This is a genomic window from Streptomyces sp. NPDC001536 (genome assembly GCF_042894505.1).
In the GTDB taxonomy this organism is placed as follows: domain Bacteria; phylum Actinomycetota; class Actinomycetes; order Streptomycetales; family Streptomycetaceae; genus Streptomyces.
On sequence record NZ_JBIAVQ010000002.1, the window covers coordinates 237,062 to 261,362 of the forward strand.

Consider the following 24,301-nt stretch of genomic DNA (forward strand, 5'->3'; position numbering starts at 1 on the left):
CGTGGCGGTGGACACGGGCGGGACGGTGGAGATTCGCGGTGCGCTGGCGCGGCTGCGCCGGACGACGGGGCTGCCCGTCGCCTTCGGCGGGCTGGTGGAGCCGGGGCGGCCGCGGATGCGCATCAGTGAACTGAGCGGCACGGCCACGGCCGCGCTGCGCTCGCTCGCGGTGGTCTCCGGCACCGGTCTGGGCGGCAAGGCGGTCGCGCTGGCCCGTCCGTGCGCGGTGACGGACTACTCCTCCTCACGGCAGATCAGCCACGAGTACGACCTGCCGGTCGCCGCCGAGGGGCTGCGGGCGATCGTGGCGGTGCCGGTGGTCGTACGACGCCGGGTGCGGGGCGTGCTCTACGGCGCGCTCCGGACCGCCCAGCCGCTGGGCGACCGCACGCTGGGCGCGGCGGTGGACGCGGCGCGGGACGTGGAGCAGGCGCTGGTGGTGCGCGACGAGGCGCGGGGGCTGGTGGAGGCTTCGCGGGCGGCCCGTACGGTCGACCCGGTGGGCCGGGAGCAGGTGCGGGAGGCGCACGCGGCGCTGCGGGCCCTGGCGCCGCGGATCACCGACCCGGCACTCCGGGCGGAACTGCTGGACGCCTGCGGGCTCCTGGCGCCCGGGGCACCGGCCGAGGACGTGGGTCTCGCACCGCGTGAGCTGGACGTCCTGTCCTGGGTGGCCGCGGGCGCGACGAACGCGGTGGCCGCGGAGCGGCTGGGGCTGCGGCCCGAGACGGTCAAGGGCTATCTGCGCTCGGCGATGCGGAAGCTGGGGGCGCACACGCGTGGGGAGGCGGTGGTGGCGGCGCGCCGGGCGGGGATGCTGCCGTAACACGCCGTTGACAATTGATTCATGGAGCGGCGCCTTGAATTTCTCCATGCTGCAAGGTTGTTATTTCCCTCACCACGTCGGCGGTCCGAATTTCAAAGAGTCGTTGCCTAGAATTTGGCCCGGACACGACACACGAGGGGAGCGGTGACCGTGCGACGGGACTTCAAGGAGCCTGCCAGATGCCGCCCCGACCTGGTCATCGGCCGGGAGGAGGTGTTCGGCCAGGCCCGTGAGCAGCTCGCCCGGGGCGGCAGCGTGCTCCTGCACGGCCCCGCCGGAATAGGAAAGTCGACCGTCCTGCGGGCATTGGCCGCGGAAAACGGCGGCGCGGCCCGCACCGTGCTGCGCTGCTCGGCCACCGAGTCCGAATCCCACCTCCCCTTCCTCGCCCTCGCCGACCTGCTCGGTCTGGTCCTCGACGAGGTGTCCGGCAAGCTGCCCGCGGCCCAGCTCACCGCCCTGGAGTCGGCGCTCACCGGCCGCGGCGAGTCCACCCTCCAGCGCGACGGCCTCGCCCTGCGCCTCGCGGTGCTCTCCGCGCTGCGCGCGCTCGCCGCCGAGGGCCCGGTGCTGATCGTCGCCGACGATGTGCAGTGGCTGGACTCGGCCAGCGCCGAGCTCCTCGGCTTCGCCGCCCGCCGCCTCGGCGAGACACCTGTGCGCATGCTGTGCGCGGTACGTACCGAGGGCCAGGAGTACGACCGTCATCTACGCGCGTCCCCGCCGGACACCCTGGCCCTGCGCGTCAACCCGCTCACCCGCACCCAGGTCTCCGAGCTGCTCGGCCACCGCGGCTACACCGGCCTGCCCCGCTCCACGGTCCGCGACATCCACCGCACCAGCGGCGGCAACCCGCTCTTCGCCCTGGAACTCGGCCGCGCCCTCAGCGAGAACCCCACCCCGCCCCGCCCGGGCGAGCCGCTGCCGGTGCCCACCTCACTGCGCACCCTCGTCCTGAACCGCCTGGAGATGCTCTCCGACGAGGCCCGCCGCACCCTCCTCGTCGCCAGCGCCGGCGCCCGCCCCACCCCCGCCCTGCTGCGCGCGGCAGGACGCGAGAACGCGGAGGCCGAGACCGCCCAGGCGGCGGCGCTCGGGCTGCTGGCCACCGAACCCGAGGGTCCCGCCGTACGGTTCGCGCATCCGCTGATCTCGGCCGCGCTGTACGCGGAGGCCCCCGCGCACGAGCGGCGGGCCGCGCACGCCGCGCTGTCCAAGGCGGCCTCCGACCCCATCGAGCGCGCCCGGCACCTCGCCCTGGCCACCACCGGCACCGACCAGGAGACCGCCGACAGCCTCGCCGAGGCCGCCGCCCTCGCCCGGGACCGCGGAGCCCCCTCGGTCGCCGCCTCCCTCGGACTGCTCGCCGCCCGGCACACCCCGTCCGACGGCACCCCGGACCCCGACGCACGCCGGCTCCAGGCCGCCGAGGACGCGATCACCGCGGGCGAGCTGGACCTCGCCCGGGACATCGCCCGCGACGTGCTCACCCGGGCGACCGTGCCCGCGGACCGGGTGCGAGCCTGGATCATCGTGATCGACACGGCGGGCCACGCCATGACGGAGGTCGACTCGGTCTTCCCGCAGGCCCTCGCCGACGCGGGCGACGACCCGCAGCTGCTCACCCTGATCCACTACCAGCTGACCTGGCGGGCCCTGCTCGTGGACGGCGACTTCGACCAGGCCCGTGAGGAGGCAGCGCACTCGGCGGCGCTGGCCGAGCAGGCCGGCGACCGCTACAACGAGCTGATGGCGCTCGCCGTCCAGGCCCAGATCGAGACCCTGATGGGCCACCCGGACGCCCCCGCGACCATCAAACGCGCGCTGAAGGAGCCCCAGGACCCGAGGGTGGCGTGCCATCACAACGGGGCCGGCTACTCGCGGTTCCGCTGGCTGATCATGAGCGACCAGCTGTCCGAGGCGCGCGCGACGGTCACCGCGCTGCTGCGCGAGGTCCAGCGCACCGGGGCGGTCGAGAGCGAGGTGCACTTCCTGCGCGGGGTCGCCGAGACCGAACTGCGCTCCGGGCACTGCGGACGCGCCCTCGACCTCGCCCGGGAGAGCCTTCTGCTGGCCCGGGACACCGGCATCGGCGAGGTGGCCTCCGCCGTGCTCACCTCGCTCTGCGAGGCCTCCGGCGGCGATGTCGAGCGCGCGCTGGAGCTGGCCCGGGAGGCGGTCGAGCACGCGGAGCGGGACGGCGACCAGATGTACGTCTCCCGCGCCCTGGCCGCCCTCGGATACGCCCAGCTGGTCGCCGGAGACGCCGAAGGAACGGTTCGCTCGCTGCGCCGGGTGCGGGAGCTGGAGCACGGGCTCGGCATCACCGACCCGGCGCGCGGCCGCTGGCAGGGCGACCTGGCCGAGGCCCTCGTCCGGATCGGCGAGCTGCGCGAGGCGCAGGACGTCGTCGACGTGACCCGTGAGCAGGCGCTGCGGCTCGGCCGTGAGAGCGTGCTCGCGGTGGTGGACCGCGCGGAGGCCCTGGTGCGGGCCGCGCGCGGCGAACCCGAGGCCGCGCTCGCCCAGTTGACATCGGTGCAGGACCGGCTCGCCAAGCTGGGCTACGGCCTGGAGGAGGCCCGTACCGCCTTCGCGCTGGTCCAGCTGCGCACCAGGCTGCCCGGGCCGACGTCGTACGACGAGGCGGCGCGGCTGTTCCGGCGCTGCCGGGCGCTGCCCTGGCTGCGCCAGGTGGACGCGGCGACCGCCCAGCCGGCCGTCGCACCGCAGCCACTCGCCCCCGCGCCGACGGCGGACGCCCTGGAGGGCCTCGCCTCGATGGAGCGTCAGGTCGCCGCGCTCGTCATGGAGGGCGCGACCAACCGCGAGATAGCCGCCCGGCTGTTCATCAGCGTCAAGACGGTCGAGGCGACCCTGACCCGGGTCTACCGCAAGCTCGGGATCCGGTCACGGGTGGACATCGTCCGACTGGCGGCGGGGCGCCGTACCAAGTGAGGAGCCGCGGGTTTTACTGACCCGCGTGGGTTTGCCGTGCTCCCATCGAGGGTTTTCCCTGTCCAACTCCCTTAGGGGGTTCCCTCATTGGGAAGGGGAACTTCCGAGTTCTAGGTTATGAACGTGCCGCTCGCCCGGGCATACGGGGGTCGGTCCCGCGACCCCCGTGCACCACCCCCCACACCCGCGCGACCCCCACCGGCAACCCCCCACTGAGGAGACTCATGTTCGGGCTCAACCGCGCCAAGAAGACCGCCGCGCTCATCGCGGCCACCGCTGCCGCCGCCGCGACAGCACTGCTCGGCGCCCCCACCGCCGTCGCCGCTCCCCAGCCCATCGTCGGCGGTACGACCACCACGACGACCTCGTACCCCTTCATGATGCAGATCACGGACGCCTCGCAGAACCAGTTCTGCGGCGGCACCCTGGTCTCCGCCACCAAGGTCGTGACCGCGGCCCACTGTATGGTCGGCGAGACCACCAGCAGCGTGAGAGTCGTCGGCGGACGCACCTACCTCAACGGCACGAACGGCACGGTCAGCCGGGTCAGCAGGATCTGGATCCACCCGTCCTACACGGACGCCACCAACGGTGACGACGTGGCCGTCCTGACCCTCTCCACGGCGATGTCGTACACCCCGGCGTCGTACGTCTCCTCGTCCCAGACCAGCGTGTACGCGGCCGGCACCACGGCCCGCATCCTCGGCTGGGGCACCACGTCGTCGGGCGGCAGCTCGTCCAACCAGCTGCGCACCGCGACCGTGCCGATCGTCTCCGACTCGAGCTGCGCCGGCAGCTACGGTTCGGACTTCATCTCGTCCGACATGGTTTGCGCCGGATACACCTCCGGCGGCACAGACACCTGCCAGGGCGACAGCGGCGGTCCCCTGCTCATCGGGGGCGTCCTGGCAGGGATCACTTCTTGGGGAGAGGGCTGCGCGGAGGCCGGTTACCCGGGTGTCTACACCCGGCTGACCACCTTCTCCAGCCTGGTGACCACGCAGGTCAACTCATGACCCAGAAGATCTCCTGAGCACCCCTCAGGTGAAAAACCAGGGGGCGTTGCGGGCCTCCACGAGCGGCCCGCAACGCCCTCTATCCATGTCCGCGCATCCGCTAGGGCTCCCGCAGGACGGTCCCGAAGCGGATGTCGTACGACGATCCCGGGTGCATGACGGCCAGCATCCGCGCCCCTTCCTCGGTGACCTCGTCCCGCTGCGCCTTCGTCAGCGTGCCGAAGGGCTCGACGACCAGCGCGTCCTCCTCCAGCTTCCAGACCCCGGCGAGGAAGCCGTCGACGAGGAGGGTGCTGTAGGCCATGTTCCCGACCCAGCTGCGCCCCCAGTACTCGGGCGGGATCACGCGGGTGCGGTCGGCGTGGGAGAGCAGGAGGTTGTCGAACTCGGGCAGGAAGCGGGGCGGGGCCGGGGTGTCGGCGGCGGGGCGGGGCGCGTCGGGGAGGTCGAAGAGCTCGACGCCGTGCTCGTCGCGGAAGGTCACCAGCCGCGGGCGCAGCCGCTCGAAGGCCTCGCGCAACCGGGTCAGCCCGGCCCAGGTCTGCATGTCCTTGACGGAGGCGGGACCGAACGCGGCGAGGTAGCGCAGCACGGTCGCGTCGGGTGCCGGGGCCGGTTCGGCGGGGCGGCCCAGCCAGTGCTCGGCGGTGGTGAGGGCGACCTGTCCGCTCTGTCCCCAGAGGCCACGCGGGGTGACCTGGACGAGCGGGAGCTTGCAGCGGGCGGCGATCGCGAGGGCCTGCGGGTCGGCGTCCGGCCACTCGGCGAGGAGTTCCTCGCGCAGCTGCTTCATGGTGCGGGGCTCGGCCTCGACGAGGTCGCGGGCGAGGACGGCGAGGCGGTCGAGGTCGACCCCCTGGAGTCCCTTGCGGAACTGCGTGAGTTCGCGGTCGCGAGCCGCCTGCACCAGCGGGCGCAGGACGAGGGTGTCGTCGGCGGTGTGGGTGTGGATGGTGGAGCGCATGGTGACGATGCGGACGACCTCGCGGTCGGCCATCAGGGCGGACAGCGCCTCGGGGGTGAAGTGGTCGAGGCGGGCCGCGAGCGCGTAGTACGGGGGTTTGACGTTCTGGGCCTGGAGGCCGAGCAGATGCTCGACGGCCGCCTTGGCGGGCAGGTCCGCGCGGCGCAGCAGCAGCTGCCGGTCGAGGGTCGCGCGGTTGAGGGCGCGGGTGTCGAGCACGGGGGCCGTCGTCTTCGTCATGGGAACCACGCTACTGAGGCTTGCGGACACCTTCTGTCCGCAACTCTCACCGTTTCCCGTCCTCCGCGGCCACGCCGACGTCGTATGCCCCGTATATCCTGCCCGTGATCACCCAGCCGTCGGCTCGATCCGGGAGGCAGCCGCGATGTCCGAGCGCCGCGCCCGTCCGACTTCGAAGGGCCGGGGGAGGTCCGCCTGGCGCCGTGCCCTGACCTCACCTCCCGCACCGGAGCAGCCGCCGGAGAGGCGGTCCGAGGCGGCGGAGGCGGAACCCGAGCAGGCGAGCATCGTCCAGGCGGCCCTGTACCGGGACGGGGTCCGGGTCTCCTCCCCCGCGACCCTCGCCGACACCTTCCGTGAGCTGCGCGAGCAGCCCTCGGGCATGGCGTGGATCGGCCTGGCCCGCCCCACCGAGGCCGAACTCCTCTCCCTGGCCGCCGAGTTCGACCTCCACCCGCTGTCGGTCGAGGACGCGATGGAGGCCCATCAGCGGCCCAAGCTGGAGCGCTACGGCGAGACGCTCTTCGTCGTCCTGCGGGCCGCCCGCTATCTGGACGCCTCCGAGGAGGTCGACTTCGGCGAGCTGCACGTCTTCGTGGGCCCCGACTTCGTCATCACGGTCCGGCACGGCGCGGCACCCGACCTGTCGGCGGTGCGCCGCCGCATGGAGGAGACGCCGGAGCTGCTGAAGCTGGGCCCGGAGGCGGTCCTTTACGCCATCCTCGACGCGGTGGTCGACGGCTATCTGCCGGTCGTGTCGGGGGTCCAGAACGACGTCGACGAGATCGAGACGGAGGTCTTCCGCGGCGACCCGGAGGTCTCCCGCCGTATCTACGAACTCTCCCGCGAGATGGTCGAGTTCCAGCGCGCCACCCGCCCCCTGGTCGGCATGCTGCACGGTCTGATGGCCGGCTTCTCCAAGTACGGCACCGACGAGGAGCTCCAGCGCTACCTCCGCGACGTCGCCGACCACGTCACCCACACCAGCGAACGCGTCGACGGCTTCCGCCTGGCCCTCACCGAGATCCTCACGGTGAACGCGACGCTGGTCACCCAGCAGCAGAACGCGGAGATGCGGGCGCTGGCGGAGGCGGGGTTCGAGCAGAACGAGGAGATCAAGAAGATCTCGAGCTGGGCGGCGATTTTGTTTGCTCCGACGCTCGTAGGAACTATTTACGGGATGAACTTCGAGGACATGCCTGAGCTGAGTTGGAGCTTCGGATACCCCTTCGCGATCGGCCTGATGGGGGTGGTTTGCGTTAGTCTGTACGTGATTTTCAAGCGGCGGGACTGGCTCTAGGCGCTTGACGGATACAGCCAGGAACGGCCGTCGGTGAACGCCGGGGAGGACCGTCGACGTCCACCCCGCGGTCGCCACACTGCCAGGCGTTCCTGGTGCACGGTCACCGCAACAGGGGCTCTCGCGCCGGCCTCACCGGACACGCCCGGAGGTGCCCCGGGCCTGCACGACCGTCAATCTCCTTCAGGTTCGGGCGAGTTCGGCGGCGCCGAAGGAGACGTCGAAACGGTCGCACCAGATGCTGACGCTGGTGTAGCGGGACAGGTCCACGTCATCGGGCACGGTGTAGTTCTGACTGCCCTTGTTGCCCTTCAGCTCACCGAGACTGACGTACTCCCCGTCGTCGAAGACACGCCAGCCGTCCCGCCCCTCCCTCACCGGCGCGTCGGTCAACCACACCCGCAGATCCGGCCCGTTGCTCGTGTCGAGGTCCTCCAGGCGGACCACGTGAGAGCCGTCGGCGAGCCGTACCAGCTTCACCGTGCCCGACGTGGCGTGTTCGTGAGTGATGAATCCACCGCTCGCCAGCGTCTGCGGCACGGGAGCCACGGAGTCGGTGGCGGAAGGCGCGGCCGCAGGAGGTCCGGAGGTCGCCACGGCGCCGGGCAGCGCCTCGTCCACCGTCTCGTCCTGCCACAGCTTCCACGGCTGGAACCAGTACAGCCCGAACCCCACCGCGGCGACGGCCACCACCAGGCCACCGATGAACAGCCGCCCCCGCAGCGCCTTTTGCGTCCGCCTCATCCCCGCCTCGCCTCCCTAAAGCTTCCTGTCACTGCCCATTCAACGGAACGGACGGCCCTCGCACGGCTCGTGAAAGATGACGGAAGTCTTACGCCTGGAGGGAAGCCGGCCTCACTGCCAGTCGGGTTGGGCGCATCGAAGCGGCAGCCGGCGCCCACTCGGAACGCTGGTTGCCATGGGGCCGGGACGCCGGTCTCCCTTGCCGAAGAGGACGGGCGCGTACGGCGGCATCTCGCAGGCGGCCCGATTTGCCTCCCCTCCGACGCGCTCCCGACGTCTTACGGAGTGATGACGTGCCGGTCCGGTCACCGGGTCCGGCGCGGTCGCCGACCTAGCGTGGCCGTATGCGAGTACTGGTCACCGGCGGTGCCGGTTTCATCGGGTCCCATGTCGTCGAGGCGCTGCGGGCGCACGGGCACGAACCCGTCGTGTACGACGTTCGGGAGGACCCGGCCGACGACGTCCGCGCCCCCGCCGCCGTCGCCCGCGCCCTGGCCGGCGTCGGCGCGGTCTGCCACCAGGCAGCCATGGTGGGGCTCGGCAACGGCGTCGCCGACGCGGCGGAGTACGTCTCCCGCAACGACCTCGGCACCGCCGTGCTGCTCGCCGCCATGGCCGAGGCGGGCGTACGACATCTCGTGCTGGCCGGGTCGATGGTCGTGTACGGGGAGGGCCGGTACGAGTGCGGACGGCACGGAGTCGTGCGCCCGGGGCCGCGGGCCGTCGCCGATCTGGAGGCGGGCCGGTTCGAGCCCGCGTGTCCGGTGTGCGGGTCGGAGCTCTCCCCCGGCCTGGTCGGCGAGGACGCTCCCGTCGACCCGCGCAACGTGTACGCCACCACCAAGCTCGCGCAGGAGCACCTCGCGGCAGCCTGGGCCCGGGTGACGGGCGGTCAGGCCGTGTCGCTGCGGTACCACAACGTGTACGGGCCCCGGATGCCCCGTGACACCCCGTACGCCGGTGTCGCCTCCTTCTTCCGGTCCGCGCTGGCCCGCGGCGAGGCCCCGCGGGTCTTCGAGGACGGCCGGCAGCGGCGGGACTTTGTCCATGTGCGGGACGTCGCCGCCGCGAACGTGGCCGCGCTGGAGGCCGAGGCGCGGGCTGGTGTGCTGACGGTGTTCAACACCGGCAGCGGTGATCCGCACACCGTCGGAGAGATGGCCCGGACCCTGGCAGCGGCGTACGGCGGGCCGGAGCCCGTCGTGACCGGTGAGTACCGGCTGGGCGACGTCCGGCACATCACCGCGGACTCGTCCCGCCTGCGGGCGGAGCTGGGCTGGAAACCACAGGTCGGCTTCGAGGAGGGCATGGCGGAGTTCGCGCGGGCCGGGATGCAGGGGGCGTAGGGCCGGTGGTGTTGCCCGCGTTCAGGAAGCGGCCGCGGGCAGCACCACCTCGAAACGGCAGCCGCCCGGGATGTTGCGTACGGCGGCCCGCCCGTCGTGGGCCTCCACGATCCCCCGCACGATGGCCAGGCCCAGACCCGCGCCCGCCGGCGGGGTGCGGGCGTCCGTGCCGCGCCAGCCGGTGTCGAAGACGCGCGGCAGATCCTCCTCCGGAATACCGCCGCAGCCGTCCGTCACCGACACCACCACGCCCTCCGGGGAGCGCTCGGCGGCAATGGCCACCGTGCCGTCGGCAGGAGTGCGGCGAATGGCGTTGATCAGCAGGTTTCCCAGGACCCGGCTCATCTCCTTGCCGTCGACCTCCACCGGAACCGCGGCCACATGGTCGCCGACCAGACGAACGCCGTACTCACGGGCGAGCGGGTGCGCGCCGGCGAGGGCGTCGCCGATCAGGTCGTACAGCGACATCCGGGCGAGCGACAGGGGCAGCGCGCCGGCATGGATGCGGGAGAGTTCGAAGAGGTCGCCGACCATGCCGTTGAGGCGCTCGACCTCGGTGCGGATCTGCTTGAGATAGCGGTCCGGGTCGGTGGCGACGCCGTCCTCCAGCGCCTCGGACATGGCGCGCAGACCGGCGAGCGGGGTGCGCAGGTCATGTGAGATCCAGGCGACCAGTTCACGGCGGGAGGCCTCCAACGCGCGTTCACGGTCCCGGGATTCGGCCAGTTTGGCGCTGGTGGCAGCCAACTCACGGCTGAGCGCCTCCAGTTCGGCGGTGGCCGGGCCGACGGGAGCGGCGAAATCGCCGCCGTCGCCGAACGAGCGGGCGGCGACCGCGAGTTCACGGCTGCGGGCGACGACCCAGCGGCCCAGTATCAGTGCGGTGGCCAGGGAGACCACCGCGGCCATCGCGACGACCGTCGTCACCACGCTCAGGTCGTGTCCGGACAGGAACATCGCCTGTGCCACGGCCAGCGTGCCGGCGAGCATCGCGGTCACGGCGACCGCGGCCACCACGGTCAGCGAGACCGTGAGGGAACGGCGCCGCAGCAGCCACAGGACACCGGCCCCGAGGAGTCCGGCCGCGGCCGCGCCGAGGAAGGCGAACAGGGCGATGAGCAGGGTGTCCCGCATCCTCAGTCCCCCTCCGGCTCGAAGCGGTAGCCCACGCCCCACACGGTCTGGATCAGCCGCGGCCGGGCCGAGTCGTCCTCGACCTTGCCGCGCAGCCGGCGCACATGGACGGTGACGGTGGACAGGTCGCCGAAGTCCCAGCCCCACACCTGATGCATCAGGTCCTCGCGGGCATACGCCCGTCCCGGATTCCGCAGGAAGAAGGCGAGCAGGTCGAACTCCCGGAGGGTCAGGGCGAGTTCGGTGCCGTTCTTGGTGGCGCGACGTGCGGCCGGGTCGACGGTCAGACCGGCCGCGCTCAGCAGGCGGGTGCCGGTGTCGTGCCGGGTGCGGCGCAGCACCGACTCCACGCGCAGGACGAGTTCGCGCGGGCTGAACGGCTTGGTGACGTAGTCGTCGGCGCCGACCTCCAGGCCGAGGATGCGGTCGTCCTCGTCGCCGCGCGCGGTGAGCATGATCACCGGGACGGGTCCGTGGTCGCGCATCCGGCGGCACACCTCCAGGCCGTCCATGCCGGGCAGCATCAGGTCCAGGACCACCAGGTCCGGCCGGTGCGCCGCGGCGCGGGTCAGGGCGGTCGGGCCGTCGTCCGCCCGGTCCACCGTGTACCCGGCCCGGTCCAGGTATCCGGCGACGACCTCGGCGACCGTGGGGTCGTCATCGACGACCAGGACCCGCCCGGCCTGCCCCGTGACCTCGTACGACTGTTGCATGGGTCCAGCGTCGCACCGCGCCGCCCCCGATGGCCCCCACCGCCCTCGACGTCCCTGTTTCGTAAGGAGCCGGAGTCCGATATGTCCCGCTCGCGTTCGTAGGGTGAACGTCGTGACCATCGACACGAACACCGTGGATGTCGTGCTCCCCTGTCTCGACGAGGCCGAGGCCCTCCCCTGGGTCCTGGCCCGCATCCCGGCAGACTGGCGCGCCCTCGTCGTCGACAACGGCTCCACCGACGGCTCCGCGGACATCGCCCGCGAGCTCGGCGCGACCGTCGTGCACGAGCCCCGGCGGGGTTTCGGCGCCGCCTGCCACGCCGGGCTCACCGCGGCCACCGCCGACGTCGTCTGCTTCTGCGACTGCGACGCCTCCCTCGACCCGGGTCTGCTGGAGCCGTTCGTCCAGGAGATCCGAGACGGTGCCGCCGACCTCGTACTCGGCCGCCGACGCCCGCGCGGCCGGGGCACCTGGCCCGCGCACGCCCGCGCCGGGAACCTCGCGCTCGCCCTGCTCCTGCGCCGCCGCACCGGACTGCGCCTGCACGACCTCGGCCCGCTTCGCGCCGCCCGCCGCGAGCCGCTGCTCGCCCTCGGCCTCACCGACCGGCGCAGCGGCTACCCCCTGCAGATGGTGGTGCGCGCCGCCGACGCGGGCTGGCGGATCGCCGAGCACGATGTCCCGTATCTCCCCCGGACCGGCGCCTCCAAGGTGACCGGCACCTGGCGCGGCACCTGGCAGGCGGTACGGGACATGAGCCGGGTCCTGAACGAAGGGACGGCACGATGACCACTCTCCTCGTCATCGCCAAGGAGCCACTGCCCGGCCGGGTCAAGACCCGGCTCACCCCGCCGTTCACCCCGCAGGAAGCGGCGGCACTGGCTCAGGCCGCCCTCACGGACACCTTGCGGACCGTGGCGGCCACACCCGCCTCCCGCCGGGTCCTCGTACTGGACGGCACGCCCGGCCCCTGGCTCCCGCCCGGCTTCGATGTCGTACGGCAATGCGCGGGCGGTCTCGACGAACGGCTGGCGGACGCCTTCGCGGGCGCCGACGGGCCGGCCCTGCTGATCGGCATGGACACCCCGCAGGTGACGTCGGCGTTGCTGACCGTGGACTTCGCCGACTGTGACGCGTACTTCGGCCCGGCCGAGGACGGCGGCTTCTGGGCCCTCGGACTGGCCGAACCCGATCCCGCCCTGCTGCTCGGCGTGCCCATGTCGACGCCGGTGACAGGGGCCCTGCAGCGCGAGCGGCTCGTGAGCGCGGGGCTGCGGGTGCGGGACCTGCCGCGGCTTCGGGACGTCGACACCGCCGCCGACGCCCGGGCCGTCGCCGCGCTCGCCCCGCACGGCCGGTTCGCCGCCCGGCTCGCCCGCTGCACTGCGGCGGCCCACCGATGACCACGACGCCCGCATGGGCCACCGCCGACCCCTACGCCACCGCCCTGCGCGCCGGCCGCGGCCCCCTGTTCCTGCGCCGCACCGACGGCTGGCTCCTGCCACTGGAGGTGGAACGCTGGTGCGCCCGCGCCGACCCGGTCGACCTGGACGTCCTCGACCGCTGCGAGGGCACCGTGCTGGACGTCGGCTGCGGACCGGGGCGACTGGTCGCTGAACTCGCCGCCCGGGGCCGCACCGTGCTCGGCATCGACGTCAGCCAGACCGCCGTCGAGAACACCGTCCGGCTCGGCGGCCAGGCGCTGCGGCGCTCGGTCTTCGAGCCACTGCCCGGCGAGGGCCGATGGGACACAGTCCTGCTCATGGACGGCAACGTCGGCATCGGCGGCGATCCGCGCGCCCTGCTGGACCGGGTGGCCCAACTCCTGCCCCCCGGCGGCTTGTTGATCGCCGAGACACTGCCGGTGGACGTCGACGAGCGGGCCGAGGTGCAGGTCGTCGACATCACCCTCGCCCCTGGGGGCGCTTTCCCATGGGCACGCCTCGGCACCCCGGCCCTGCTGCGGTACGCGGACCGGGCGCGATGGAGTGTCGTACATCAGTGGACAGTTGGCGGCCGCCGCTTCGCCGCCCTGCGCACCCGTGCGGCCAGCAGCAACGCCGAGACGCCGAAGAGCACTGTGGTGATCAGCAGCCAGCGGGCGAGGAAGCCGTCCGGCGACAGTCCGGTGGCCGAGCGGTAGCGCCGGTCGACCATCCCGCTGATCAGCGGGAACCACACCAGCAGGAGCAGACCGGAAAGGGCTGCCGGGACGCGGACGTACAGCGCCCACTCCCGGCGCCCGGCCGCACCGAGCCCTCCTACGACCGCCCGGTCCGCGACCGCGTACAGCGGCAGCAGGACGAGGTCGTGCAGCAGCGCGGCCCCCACGAACCACAGCGCGACGCCGAACCAGTCGTCGGCGAGGAGCCGTGCACCGGCGTAGGCGGCAAGGGCGAACGAGGCGGCGAGCAGCAAGAGCTGGAAGGGGCTGCCGACTGGGATCCTCGGGAGCATCACAGGTCTCCGAACGTCATGCGGGCCACCCACTTGGTGTTCAGCACGCCAGGTGCGGCGGGCACGATGATCCGCGCCGGGTGGCCGTGGTCGGGGGACAGTGCCTCGCCGTTGACGAACAGGGCGAGCAGGGAGCGCGGGTCGGCGACCTGGTTGGCGCGCAGGGCGGCACGGCGGAAAGCACCGTGGCGCTGGAGGGACTCGACGAACACGTCCGGCGGACCGCCGTCGTCGTAACCGACGAGCGCGGCGAGGTCGCGCAGCCGCACCCCGCGCCACCACTGGTCGGACGTCGACCATCCTTCGACGCAGGCGATCGGCAACGCCGAGCTGTGCAGCGGCAGTTGGAGGAGCTCGGCACGGCTGAGACGGACCGTGCCCGCGCGCCCCACGACCACCAGCCGCCAAGCGTCCTCGCTCGTCTCGGCCGCGTCGATCCCGGCGTACGCGGCCGTCTTGTTGATCTGGAAGCCGTTCGGGCCGTTACCGGGCTCGGCCCAGCCGTGCGGGGCGAGGAGAGCAGTGCGTCGCAGCGGGCCGTCGAAACTCTGGCCGACCGTCGTGGCGAACAGCAGCAGCGAGCCGCCCCCGACGAACCACAGGGCGCCGCGTCGGGAGACGGTGGGCGGGTCGGGCTGAGGGGCCGTCAAGTCGTTGGCACCATCCCGTAGTCGGCGGATGTTCCGCAGGGCTGCCGGGGTTTTCAGGATCGTGTGCGCGACGAACGCGGCGGAGAACACCCACGCCCCGTAGAAGTGCAGCGGATAGAAGGAGCCGGGGAAGACGTACTCCAGCTGAACGTTGAACACCCCGGTCACAAACTCGAACAGCGCCCCGCCGACCAGCAACAGCAGCGAGATCCGCTTTAGGGCGTGGGCGAGCGAGCGGGCCGGCGGGAGCGCGAACAGCCTGGGGATCACCGACCACAGCTTGGCCAGCAGGACCGGGATCAGCGTGATGCCGAGCGTGACGTGCACGCCCTGGTTGAGCCGGTACAGCCAGTGCGGGTTCGTCGGCCAGGAGAAGAGGTAGAAGCCGAGGATCCCCTTGTCCGGTGTCTTGTCGTTCACCGGCGACAGATCCGGGTTGTACGCGGCGTACGAGACCAGGCCGGTCAGGAACAGCACGGTGATCCCGACGAGCAGCACGAGGCCGAGCACCGAGGTGAACCGGGGACCGCGCAGCGGGCTGCGCCAGAAGCCGGGCGAAAAGGGCGACCGTGTCATGCCTCGACCGTAGGTCCGGATCACCCCGTGAACGGGTCCGCGACCCATGACGAAACGCTGACGTCCGGCCCTGACGACGGCTCGGATGCGGCCACCCGGCCTAGCGTGCCGTTGTGACCCGTGACCAGCTCCGCGATCTGTACGCCGCCGTGGCCGCCGCCCTGCTCGTCGTCGTGGCCGCGCTGGTCGGCCGCCCCCTCCAGGACCGGCTGCGCGTCGGCTGGCCGCCCGTCCTCGCCACCTGGGACCCGCACATCGGCCCCGGCACTCCCCTGGCCGTCCTCGTAGCGGCGACGACCGTGGCGTACGGCCCCGCGCTCGCCGCCCGCCTCCCCTGGCGGGGTCTGCTCGCGACCGCCTGGGCGACGGCCATGGCCTGGACCCTCTCCCTCGCCCTGATCGACGGATGGCACCGGGGCATCGCGGAGCAGCTGACCACCCGCAACGAATACCTCCAGGTCATCGACCGCTTCGACGACATCCCCGCCACGCTGCGCGACTTCACCCACCACATCCTCATCGACGCCCCCGACAACTGGCCCGCCCATGTCGCCGGGCACCCCCCGGCCGCCACGCTCACCTTCGTCGTCCTCGACCGACTCGGCCTGCGGGGCGGCGGCTGGGCCGGCATGTGGTGCATCGTCGTCGGCGCGACGGCATGCGTGGCCGTGCTGGTGGCGGTACGGGCGCTGGCCGGGGAGGATCCCGCGCGGCGGGCGGCGCCGTTCCTGGTCCTGGCTCCGGCGGCGGTGTGGATGGGCACCTCGGCCGACGCGTACTTCGCGGCCGTGGCGGCGTGGTCGGTGACGCTGCTGGCGCTGGCGGTCACCGGGCGGTCGCTCGGGTGGGCGGTCGGCTCGGGCCTGCTGTTCGGGCTGACCTGCTACCTCTCCTACGGCCTGACACTCATCGCTGTCATCGGCGCGGCTGTGCTGTGGCTGGGCAGGCGCCGCGTCCGGCAACGACCGGTCGCCCTCCTCTTTCTGTTCCTGGCCGGACTGGCCGTGGTGCCGACGGCGTTCACGCTCGCCGGGTTCGACTGGTGGGAGGCGTACCGGCTGCTGGTCACGCGCTACTACCAGGGCGCGGGAGGCGTACGCCCGTACGGCTACTGGGTGTGGGCCAACCTCGCATGCACGGTCCTGATCACGGGACTGGCGACGGCGGCGGCCCTGCGCCGTACGGCGGCGGCCCTGCTCCGCAGACACAACACCGACGTCCGCCTGGCCGTCCTCGTGACCGCCGCCCTCCTCGCCCTCCTGACCGCCGACCTGTCCGGCATGAGCAAGGCCGAGACAGAACGCATCTGGCTCCCCTTCGCCATGTGGCTGCTCCCCTCCTGCGCCCTCCTGACCCGCCCCCGCGCCTGGCTCGCCGCCCAGGCAGTGCTCGCCCTGCTCCTCAACCATCTGCTGCGCACCGGGTGGTGACGCGCGGCCACCTGCCCTGCACCTACCCCCGCGGCAACCGTCACTCGGTTCCCCAGAGCCACGATCGAGGCCAGGGTCACCGGCGGGCGGCGGCGCCCTGGTCGCCCGCGACGAGTTCTCCGGCGGCCAATGGCCGAGGGAGACAGGGGAATTCCGAAGTTCACCCAGGGCGGCACATGACGGGCACTTGTGTCCAGTGCCCGATGGCCTTCCGGCAGGTGTGCGGGAAGCCTGGTCGGCGATCGTCCGCCGCTGCCCCGGAGCCACCCGTGCGCCTCTTCCGCCCGCGCCACCGCCGGCAGTCCGGCCCCCGCGGCACACACGATCACCTCGTGGTCCGACCTCCCGCGCAGCGTGACCGCGCCGCGTACCGCGACCGGGATGTGCCGGGAGCACACCCGGCCGGTCTCCGGATCGGTGGCCTTCTTGCCGCGCCGCCCGGTGACGATGAACGCCTCACTCGGCCCCGCCACCTTGTAGCGGGTGACCACGACCAGTGCCAGCAGCACGAGGAATACGACGACTCCGACCACGGCAACGACGACAGGACTCATGACAGTGCCCCCGAATCACGCACGAGAAATGGAACAGAAAGAACAGACGGGTTCAGCGGTCCACCGGGCGGACCACGACCGACGTCGCGGACGGTGCCGCCACCACCCACCTTCGCGATCGGCCTGATGGGGGTCGTCTGTGTGAGCCTGTACGTGATCTTCAAGCGGCGGGACTGGCTCTAGCATCGTGGGACTGCCCTGAGATTCAGGCAAAAGGGGGAGGAATCCTTCCCTCCCTTTCGGCTGAGGGACATGCAAGCCTCGTCGATCATAGGGTCGTCGGCGCGCTTCGTCGTGCCGCCGGCCTCGGTCTTCGTCTCTCAGCCTCACGCTGGGAAGGGGTACCCGTTGAGTCAGGATCTCGGCCGTAGAGGGCTTCTGGGAATCGCAGGCGCGGGCGTCGTCGGCGCGGCGCTCGGGGCAGGTGTCGTCGCCCCCGCCGACGCCCTGGCGAGTCCCCGCGCTGACGCCGGCACCCGGCCGGTCGTCGTCGGCACGCGCTCGGGCAAGGTGCGCGGCGTCGAGCGCGGCGACGGCGTGCTGGTCTGGAAGGGCATGCCGTACGCCGCCGCTCCGACCGGAGCACGGCGTTACGCCCCGCCGCAGCCGGTGGCGTCGTGGACCGGAGTGCGGGACGCGTCCGCGTACGGCCATGCCGCACCGCAGGTGCCGCTGCTGCCCGGCCTGCCGGAGACCCCGAACCAGAGCGAGGACTGTCTGTACCTCAACGTCTGGTCCCCGTCGACCAAGGGGAAGCGGCCGGTGATCGTGTGGATCCACGGCGGCGGATTCCTCGCCGGGACGGGCAACGATCCGACCTTCGACGGTGGGAACTACGCGCAGCGCGACTGCGTCGTCGTCACGTTCAACTACCGCCTGGGTGCCTTCGGCAGCCTCTACCAGCCGGACCGCTACGGTTCGGGCAATCTTCGGCTGCTGGACCAGATGGCCGCGCTGCGCTGGGTCCGCGACAACATCGCCGCCTTCGGCGGTGACCCGTGCGCTGTCACGGTCATGGGCGAATCAGCCGGCGCCATGTCCATCGGCGCGCTGCTCGGCACCCCCCGGGCACGCGGACTGTTCCACCGCGCCATCATCCAGAGCGGCGGCCCGCGCCCCTGCCACACCACCGAGTTCGCCTCCGCGACGCGGGAAGCGGTCATGCGCTCCCTCGGGACCACGGACACCTCACGCCTGACGAAGGTGTCGACCGCGGAACTGCTCGACGCCTCGGTGCAGGCCGCGAACGACCCTCACCTGCTGGAGCCGTACGGTCACGTCATCGACGGGCAGGTGCTGCCCCAGCATCCGCTGGGAGCCGTGGGCGGCGACGTCGACCTGCTGATCGGCACCTGCAACATGGAAGCCGAGCCGTTCATGGGCTCGCCCGTCTTCTCCGCCCGTTTCGAGACCCTGGCCCGCCAGGCGACCGGCAAGCACTGGGACCGCCTCCAGAAGGTCTACGACGACACCGCCCTGCCCGGGCACGTCACCCTCAACGACATCCTCAGCGGCTGGTTCGTCGTGATGCCCTCGGTCTGGCTGGCCGAGTTCGCGCACCGGGCCGGCGCCAAGGTGTGGCAGTACACCTTCGACTACGCGCAGGCCGGCCCCTTCGGGCCCACACACGGCAGCGACGTCCAGTACACCTTCGGCAACTGGGGCCAGGGCGACTTCACCGGCGCCGCACCCGCCGACCTCCCCACCGCCAAGGCCCTGTCCGCGAAAATGATCGACTCCTTCGCCGCGTTCGCCAAGCACGGAACGCCTGCGACCCGGGCACTGCCCCACTGGCCGGCCTTCACCCCTCGCGACCGGACGTGCCTGTCGTTCGACGTCGAGCCGCGCCTGGTGAACGACCGGCTCGCCGGCACGCGGCGCGAGGCATGGGACGGGGTCGATCCCTTCGCCGTCTGCTGATACCCGATGCCGGCGTGGGAAGCCACCGTCCGTTGCGTGACGGCGGCTCCCACGCCGCTGTCGGGCGACGTGGCCGCCGTCGACGGGGAGCGCGACGCCTCCAACGATCTTCAAGCGGTGAGGTCAGGTCACCGGATCGAGGAAGGTCAGCACCGAGGCCTCTTCCTCGATCAGCGGGACGAGCGCCGCGTTGAACGGGCCGCCGTACGGTGCCTTCAGGTGCGCCTGGAAGGCGTCCTCGTCGCGGTACACCTCGAAGATCCAGAAGGCGCGCGGGGCGGCTGCCTTGGTGTAGACGTCGAAGACGAGGTTGCCTACTTCCTCTCGCACCTTCAGGGCGTAGTCCCGGATCAGGCGGGCGACCTCGTCCTCCGCCCCTTGGCGGGCGGTGAACTCGGCGAGCAGGGTCTTCTTCACGGTCTCGTGTCCTTGTCCGTTGCGGGCGTCAGTCGTGGGCGGAGTCGAGATGCCAGACGACGGCCTTGTCCAGCTTCACCGAGCCGTTCTCGGCGAAGATCCGCACTCCCTGGCCGGCGGGGTCGGGGAAGATCTGGTCGGTGATGACGGCCTCGCCGGTGCCGCCGAAGACCTCGACGGACGACCAGTCGACGAGGATCCGGAGCTTCACCTTGCCGTTCCTCGCCTTCAGCGGCGCGGTCTGGACGCCGGGGAAGGTGCTGTTGAAGTCGACGGCGCCGGAGCGGGTGCGGTCGACATACAGTTCCTGGGTCGTGGCGTCGTAGCCGATGACGGTCTCCTGTCCCCCGGCGCCGGTGCGTACCTTCAGGCCGAAGCGTTCGGCGTCCTTGAGGGAGAACGTCGCCTCGATGTCGAGTGCCTTTCCGTCGGCCGCGGGGCCGATCAGGGGCTTCGAGGCGCTCTTGACCGTGACTCCGGTCGCTGTCGCCGGGTGCTTCTTCCGGAGGGACTCCACGCCGCCGACCGGCTTGCTGGTCAGCCGGATCCGGCCGTCGACCGTACGCAGGGCCATCTCGCGGGGGATGCTCTGCGCGCCCCGCCACGGTGACGTGGGGATCGCGCCGCTGTAGTCCCAGTTGTTCATCCAGCCGATCATGTACCGCTTGCCGTCGGGCGCGTCCTCCCAGGACACCGCCGCGTAGTAGTCCTTGCCGTAGTCGGCCCAGTCGGCGCGCTGGACGACGGACTTCGCGGCGGTGTCGGCTTCGGTGAACCGGTCGGCCAGGACGTGGCCCCAGCCGGCGGTGTTCATGTCGACGAGCTGGATCCGCGCCTGCTTGCCCGCGTAGGGGCGCAGGTCGAAGGAGGCCCAGTCCAGGGTCTCGCTGTTGGAGCCGGTGGCGCTCCGTACGACCTTTCCGTCGACGATCAGGTTGACGGACGTCTCCTGGGAGACGGGCCGGGCCCGGGTGTCGGAGAGCATGATGTGGTCGACGTTGAGGTGGCCCCAGCCGCCGCTGTTGCCGTCGACGATCTTGATCTGTGCCTTCTTGCCGGCGAGGTCCTTGACGTCCCAGGAGGCCCAGTTGAGTGCCTCGCCGTCCTGTCCGGTGGCGCTGCGGACCACCTGGCCGTCGACGAGCAGTTCGATCGCGGTCGGGTTGTCGGAGCCGGCGGGGTGATTGCCACCGCCCACAAGGAAGTTGACGTAGTCCTTGTCGACGGTGAACTCGGGCGAGGTGAGGGTGCCGGTGGTGGAGTCGCCGTTCAGATAGCTGTTGACCAGGCCGCTGCCCAGGAAGCCGGAGACCTCCTGCTGGTTGGGGAGGGTGCCGGTGGCCGGTGCGGTGCCGAAGGCGTCCCCGGTCGTCGTCCAGTCGCCGTAGGTACCGCCCTCGAAGTCGGCGAGGACCGTGCCCGCGGGCGGCGGGCCCTGCTCCAGGACGGTGCCGTCCACGTGCGGGTGCCGGCCGCCGCCGACCTTGAAGTTCAGGTACTTGCTGTCGACGGTGAAGGAGGGCGAGGTCAGGGTGCCGGTCGCCGCGTCACCGCCGTGGAAGCTGTTGGCGAGGCCCTTGCCGTCGAAGCCGTCGACCGTGCCCTGGCCGTCCACCGCCCCGGCCGCAGGCACGGTGCCGAACGCGGTGCCCGTGGTCGCCCACGTACCGAAGTCCGCGCCCTCGAAGTCCTGCACCACCGTGCCGGCGGGCGGGGTGTAGGCGCCCTTGTCGTCGGCGGTGAACTTCTTGCCGTCGAAGTCGCCGACGAAGTACTGGGCGGCCGAACCGCCCGCGATACCACCGGGGTTGATGTTGACGACCAGAACCCACTTGATCTTCTTCTGGTCGCCGTCGACCGCGAGGGGGAACAGATCCGGGCACTCCCACACGCCGCCCGTCGCGCCCGCCGGCCCGAACTCGCTCTGCAGCTCCCAGTCCTTGAGGTTCTTGGACGAGTAGAAGCGCACCTTGTGCTCGGCGGACATCGACACCGTCATCAGCCAGCTCTTCGTCGGCGCGTGCCACTGGACCTTGGGGTCGCGGAAGTCCTTGGAGCCGATGTCGATGACGGGACTGCCCTGGTACTTCGTCCAGGTACGGCCGCGGTCGGTGCTGTGGGCGAGCGACTGCGCCTGGACGCCCGTGGCCTTGTCGAAGCTGGTGTACACGGCCACCATGGCCGGGTTCTTCCTCGTGCCGAAACCGGTCGTGTTGTCCCGGTCGACGACCGCGCTGCCGGAGAACACCATCTCGTTGTCGTCGTGCGAGAGGGCGAGCGGCAGTTCCTTCCAGTGCACGAGGTCCTTGCTGACCGCGTGGCCCCAGGACATGTCGCCCCACGAGTTGCCGCTGGGGTTGTACTGGTAGAAGAGGTGGTACTCGCCCTTGAAGTACACGAGACCGTTGGGGTCGTTCATCCAGTTCTTCTCCGGGGTGAAGTGGAACTGGGGCCGATAGGTCTCGGAGTACGGCGGGGTGTCGGCGGCCACGGCCTGCGGGGCGAGCGGGGCTGCGGACAGGGCGCAGACGGTCGCCATCGCCGCGATCATCCGTACGCGGGCATGCCGGGATACACGTCCAGAGCTCATGGTGCCTCCGAAAAGGGGACGCCTTGGCGATGCCGTCGTCCACAGCACCCACAAGGCGTGTCATCGTTGACTTGTGTCATCGATGACATCGAGTGGCCCGATGATGGGGGCAATCCGGCCAACGCGTCAACGGTGCGGCCTCGATGCCCTGTTGAGCGGCACGCTCCCCCGTCACACGCGGTCGGCCTCGGCGAGTTGCGTCAGCTCGCTCTCCCACGGCGGGTTGGGACCGACGACCGAGCAGGTCAGGGCCGCGACCCGGGCACCGAAGCGGCAGGCTTCCGCGACGTCGTCCAGACGGAGTTCCGGCAGCCGGCCGCCCAGAAACCCATGAGTGCCGAGGTGGTGCAGGAGCCCGGCGGTGAAGGAGTCGCCCGCCCCGACCGTGTCGACGACGCTCGTCGGGACGGCGGGCACCTGGACCCGTTCGCCGTCGAGCGAGGCCAGGGCGCCGTCGGCGCCGCGGGTGATCACGACGAGCCGTGCCCCGGCCGCGTGCCAGATGTCGCAGGCCTGCTCGGGCGGGGTGCCCGGCAGCAGGAGTGCCAGGTCGTCCTCGCTGAGCCGCAGCACGTCGGCGAGAGCGCACCAGTGCGCCAGGCGGGCGCGGTAGACGTCGGGGTGGACCAGCAGCGGCCGGACGTTGGGGTCGATGCTGATGGTCGCGTGCGGGGCGGCCGCCGCCAGGAAGTCCTCGACCACCGTCGCACCGGGCTGCTGGACCAGGGCCAGGGATCCGGTGTGCACACAGGCGGTGCCGGACAGGTCCACCCGCGCCAGCTCCTCCTCCGTCCACTGCCAGTCGGCCGTGTTCTGGGCGTGGAAGGAGAACTGGGCCTGGCCCCGGGCGTCCAGTTCCGCCACGGCGAGCGTGCTGGGTTCCGCGGCCTGGACGGCGTCCGACAGGTCCACCCCGGAGGCCTCCAGGTGGGAGCGGAACAGGCGGCCGAACACGTCGCCGGACAGCCGCGCGAGGAAGCGCGCCGGGGTGCCGAGACGGGCCAGGGAGACTGCCGTATTCGCAGGTCCGCCGCCCGGCAGGACACGGAGGGCAAGTTCGTCGGAGGTGCTCGCGGGGTCGGTGAACGCGTCCGCGACGCACTCCCCCAGGACGGTGATCTGGCGCGGGCTCATGGGCGGCTCTCCTCTGACGAACGTCTGACGGACGTACGGGCGCACCGGTCACACGGGAGGGCGGCTGCCGGGCAGCCACGATGAGCGGCGGCCGCGGGTGTTTGCCGATTTGTGACAAGCGCGGGGCATTGACGTTTCCGGGAGACGGAGTCCATCATCCTCGCCAGGCAGTGTCAACGATGACATAAGTCAACGATGACACCCCGGGCGGCGTGCTCTGATCCCACCTCCGTGCCGCTCGCTATCCCACAGGAGTCGTCATGTCTCGCACCACTCGCCTGTCCTCCTCCCTCCTCAGAGTCGCCGCGGTCTCGGGCGTCGCGGCCCTCACCCTGACGGCCTGCGGGTCCGGCTCCGGATCGAGCTCTTCGAGTTCCGGCTCGGGCGAGGTCAAGGTCGGTCTGATCACCAAGACCGACACCAACCCGTTCTTCGTGAAGATGAAGGAGGGCGCGGAGAAGGCCGCCAAGGAGAACGGCGCCCAACTGTCCACCGCGGCGGGCAAGTTCGACGGGGACAACGCCGGTCAGGTCACGGCCATGGAGAACATGGTCGCCGCCGGCGTCAAGGGCATCCTGATCACCCCGAGCGACTCGAAGGCGATCGTGCCCGCGATCGAGAAGGCCCGCGCCAAGGGCGTCCTGGTCATCGCCCTGGACACCCCGACCGACCCGGAGAGCGCGGTCGACGCCCTCTTCGCCACCGACAACCTCAAGGCCGGTGAGCTGATCGGTGAGTACGCCAAGGCCGCGATGAAGGGCAAGACGGCGAAGATAGCCGCGCTAGACCTCGCGCCGGGCGTCTCCGTCGGCATCCAGCGCCACGACGGGTTCCTCAAGGGCTTCGGCGCCACCGACAAGGACGTCGTGTGCGCCCAGGACACGGGCGGCGACCAGGCCAAGGGCCAGACGGCGATGGAGAACTGTCTCCAGAAGGAGCCGGACATCAACGTCGTCTACACCATCAACGAGCCGGCCGCGCTGGGCGCGTACACCGCGCTGAAGGCCAAGGGCCGGGAGAAGGACGTACTGATCGTCTCCGTCGACGGCGGCTGCACCGGCACCCAGGCCGTCAAGGACGGCAAGATCGCCGCGACGTCGCAGCAGTACCCGCTGAAGATGGCCGCCGAGGGCGTCAAGGCCGTCGTGGACTACGCCAAGGACGGCAAGAAGGCGTCCGGTTACACCGACACGGGCGTCACCCTGATCAGCGACAAGGCGCAGGACGGCGTCACGTCGAAGGACACGGCCTACGGCCTGGAGAACTGCTGGGGCTGAGTCGGCCGCCTGATCCGTATGCCCTTCTCAGCGGGGCGGCCGTCCTCCCCCCGA

Annotated in this window: 19 protein-coding genes and 1 pseudogene; 11 read left to right on the forward strand and 9 right to left on the reverse strand. The window is 71.6% G+C overall.

Features of this window, described 5'->3' with window-relative positions:
* The first annotated feature begins 1 nt into the window (after position 1).
* From ACFY0U_RS06315 to ACFY0U_RS06325, 3 genes are all read left to right on the forward strand, one after another.
* Complete coding sequence (locus ACFY0U_RS06315; RefSeq protein WP_388631038.1) at positions 2 to 826, forward strand: response regulator transcription factor; 825 nt, start codon at positions 2 to 4, stop codon at positions 824 to 826.
* Between the two features lie 144 nt (positions 827 to 970).
* A complete protein-coding gene (locus tag ACFY0U_RS06320; protein ID WP_388631041.1) occupies positions 971 to 3,784 on the forward strand; it encodes an AAA family ATPase in 2,814 nt (937 codons plus the stop codon).
* 224 nt (positions 3,785 to 4,008) lie between these two features.
* On the forward strand, positions 4,009 to 4,800 hold the full coding sequence (locus ACFY0U_RS06325) for a S1 family peptidase (RefSeq protein WP_388631044.1): 792 nt from the start codon (positions 4,009 to 4,011) through the stop codon (positions 4,798 to 4,800).
* Between the two features lie 100 nt (positions 4,801 to 4,900).
* On the opposite strand, the gene ACFY0U_RS06330 is transcribed toward ACFY0U_RS06325, so the two are convergent.
* Positions 4,901 to 6,004 carry a winged helix DNA-binding domain-containing protein gene (locus ACFY0U_RS06330; protein WP_388631047.1) on the reverse strand — a complete coding sequence of 368 codons (1,104 nt, stop codon included), beginning with the start codon at positions 6,002 to 6,004 and terminating at the stop codon, positions 4,901 to 4,903.
* A gap of 145 nt (positions 6,005 to 6,149) precedes the next feature.
* Here ACFY0U_RS06330 and ACFY0U_RS06335 point away from each other — a divergent pair, with 145 nt between their 5' ends.
* Positions 6,150 to 7,304, forward strand: coding sequence for a magnesium and cobalt transport protein CorA (locus ACFY0U_RS06335; RefSeq protein ID WP_388631050.1), 1,155 nt, complete (start codon positions 6,150 to 6,152; stop codon positions 7,302 to 7,304).
* Between the two features lie 183 nt (positions 7,305 to 7,487).
* Here ACFY0U_RS06335 and ACFY0U_RS06340 read toward each other — a convergent pair whose 3' ends face one another.
* Positions 7,488 to 8,048: a DM13 domain-containing protein gene (locus ACFY0U_RS06340; protein ID WP_388631053.1), complete on the reverse strand. Its 561-nt coding sequence runs from the start codon at positions 8,046 to 8,048 to the stop codon at positions 7,488 to 7,490.
* 344 nt (positions 8,049 to 8,392) lie between these two features.
* On the opposite strand from ACFY0U_RS06340, the gene ACFY0U_RS06345 reads away from it, so the two are divergent.
* Positions 8,393 to 9,394, forward strand: coding sequence for an NAD-dependent epimerase/dehydratase family protein (locus ACFY0U_RS06345; protein ID WP_388631056.1), 1,002 nt, complete (start codon positions 8,393 to 8,395; stop codon positions 9,392 to 9,394).
* A gap of 21 nt (positions 9,395 to 9,415) precedes the next feature.
* Here ACFY0U_RS06345 and ACFY0U_RS06350 read toward each other — a convergent pair whose 3' ends face one another.
* The gene (locus ACFY0U_RS06350) at positions 9,416 to 10,528 is read right to left on the reverse strand and encodes a sensor histidine kinase (RefSeq protein ID WP_388631059.1); all 1,113 of its coding nucleotides are present in this window, start codon (positions 10,526 to 10,528) and stop codon (positions 9,416 to 9,418) included.
* Between the two features lie 2 nt (positions 10,529 to 10,530).
* Entirely contained in the window at positions 10,531 to 11,241 is a 711-nt protein-coding gene (locus tag ACFY0U_RS06355; RefSeq protein ID WP_388631062.1) for a response regulator transcription factor, read from the reverse strand.
* Positions 11,242 to 11,353: 112 nt separating this feature from the next.
* On the opposite strand from ACFY0U_RS06355, the gene ACFY0U_RS06360 reads away from it, so the two are divergent.
* From ACFY0U_RS06360 to ACFY0U_RS06370, 3 genes are read left to right on the forward strand one after another with little or no spacing between them, the layout of a single operon-like run.
* Positions 11,354 to 12,031: a glycosyltransferase family 2 protein gene (locus ACFY0U_RS06360; RefSeq protein WP_388631065.1), complete on the forward strand. Its 678-nt coding sequence runs from the start codon at positions 11,354 to 11,356 to the stop codon at positions 12,029 to 12,031.
* Positions 12,028 to 12,645 carry a DUF2064 domain-containing protein gene (locus ACFY0U_RS06365; RefSeq protein WP_388631068.1) on the forward strand — a complete coding sequence of 206 codons (618 nt, stop codon included), beginning with the start codon at positions 12,028 to 12,030 and terminating at the stop codon, positions 12,643 to 12,645. The genes ACFY0U_RS06360 and ACFY0U_RS06365 overlap by 4 nt, the downstream gene beginning before the upstream one ends.
* A complete protein-coding gene (locus ACFY0U_RS06370) occupies positions 12,642 to 13,385 on the forward strand; it encodes a class I SAM-dependent methyltransferase (RefSeq protein WP_388631071.1) in 744 nt (247 codons plus the stop codon). The genes ACFY0U_RS06365 and ACFY0U_RS06370 overlap by 4 nt, the downstream gene beginning before the upstream one ends.
* Before the next feature lie 313 nt (positions 13,386 to 13,698).
* Here the strand turns inward: ACFY0U_RS06370 and ACFY0U_RS06375 are convergent, their stop codons facing one another.
* Entirely contained in the window at positions 13,699 to 14,925 is a 1,227-nt protein-coding gene (locus ACFY0U_RS06375) for a molybdopterin-dependent oxidoreductase (RefSeq protein WP_388631074.1), read from the reverse strand.
* Positions 14,926 to 15,038: 113 nt separating this feature from the next.
* Between ACFY0U_RS06375 and ACFY0U_RS06380 the strand changes: the two genes are divergently transcribed.
* Positions 15,039 to 16,355: a hypothetical protein gene (locus ACFY0U_RS06380; protein ID WP_388631077.1), complete on the forward strand. Its 1,317-nt coding sequence runs from the start codon at positions 15,039 to 15,041 to the stop codon at positions 16,353 to 16,355.
* A 344-nt stretch (positions 16,356 to 16,699) separates the two neighbouring features.
* Here ACFY0U_RS06380 and ACFY0U_RS06385 read toward each other — a convergent pair.
* Positions 16,700 to 16,909: pseudogene (locus ACFY0U_RS06385) on the reverse strand (flotillin family protein); the annotation flags it as partial.
* Positions 16,910 to 17,257: 348 nt separating this feature from the next.
* Here ACFY0U_RS06385 and ACFY0U_RS06390 point away from each other — a divergent pair.
* Complete coding sequence (locus ACFY0U_RS06390; protein ID WP_388631080.1) at positions 17,258 to 18,829, forward strand: carboxylesterase/lipase family protein; 1,572 nt, start codon at positions 17,258 to 17,260, stop codon at positions 18,827 to 18,829.
* A gap of 123 nt (positions 18,830 to 18,952) precedes the next feature.
* Here the strand turns inward: ACFY0U_RS06390 and ACFY0U_RS06395 are convergent, their stop codons facing one another.
* The 3 genes from ACFY0U_RS06395 to ACFY0U_RS06405 all read right to left on the reverse strand — a co-directional run bounded on the left by ACFY0U_RS06395 (position 18,953) and on the right by ACFY0U_RS06405 (position 22,970).
* Positions 18,953 to 19,246, reverse strand: a complete 294-nt coding sequence (locus ACFY0U_RS06395; protein ID WP_388631083.1) for a putative quinol monooxygenase — start codon at positions 19,244 to 19,246, stop codon at positions 18,953 to 18,955.
* 28 nt (positions 19,247 to 19,274) lie between these two features.
* On the reverse strand, positions 19,275 to 21,836 hold the full coding sequence (locus ACFY0U_RS06400; protein ID WP_388631086.1) for a GH32 C-terminal domain-containing protein: 2,562 nt from the start codon (positions 21,834 to 21,836) through the stop codon (positions 19,275 to 19,277).
* 171 nt (positions 21,837 to 22,007) lie between these two features.
* Positions 22,008 to 22,970, reverse strand: coding sequence for a carbohydrate kinase (locus tag ACFY0U_RS06405; RefSeq protein ID WP_388631089.1), 963 nt, complete (start codon positions 22,968 to 22,970; stop codon positions 22,008 to 22,010).
* Between the two features lie 260 nt (positions 22,971 to 23,230).
* Here ACFY0U_RS06405 and ACFY0U_RS06410 point away from each other — a divergent pair, with 260 nt between their 5' ends.
* Complete coding sequence (locus tag ACFY0U_RS06410; RefSeq protein WP_388631091.1) at positions 23,231 to 24,247, forward strand: sugar ABC transporter substrate-binding protein; 1,017 nt, start codon at positions 23,231 to 23,233, stop codon at positions 24,245 to 24,247.
* Positions 24,248 to 24,301 lie beyond the last annotated feature (54 nt).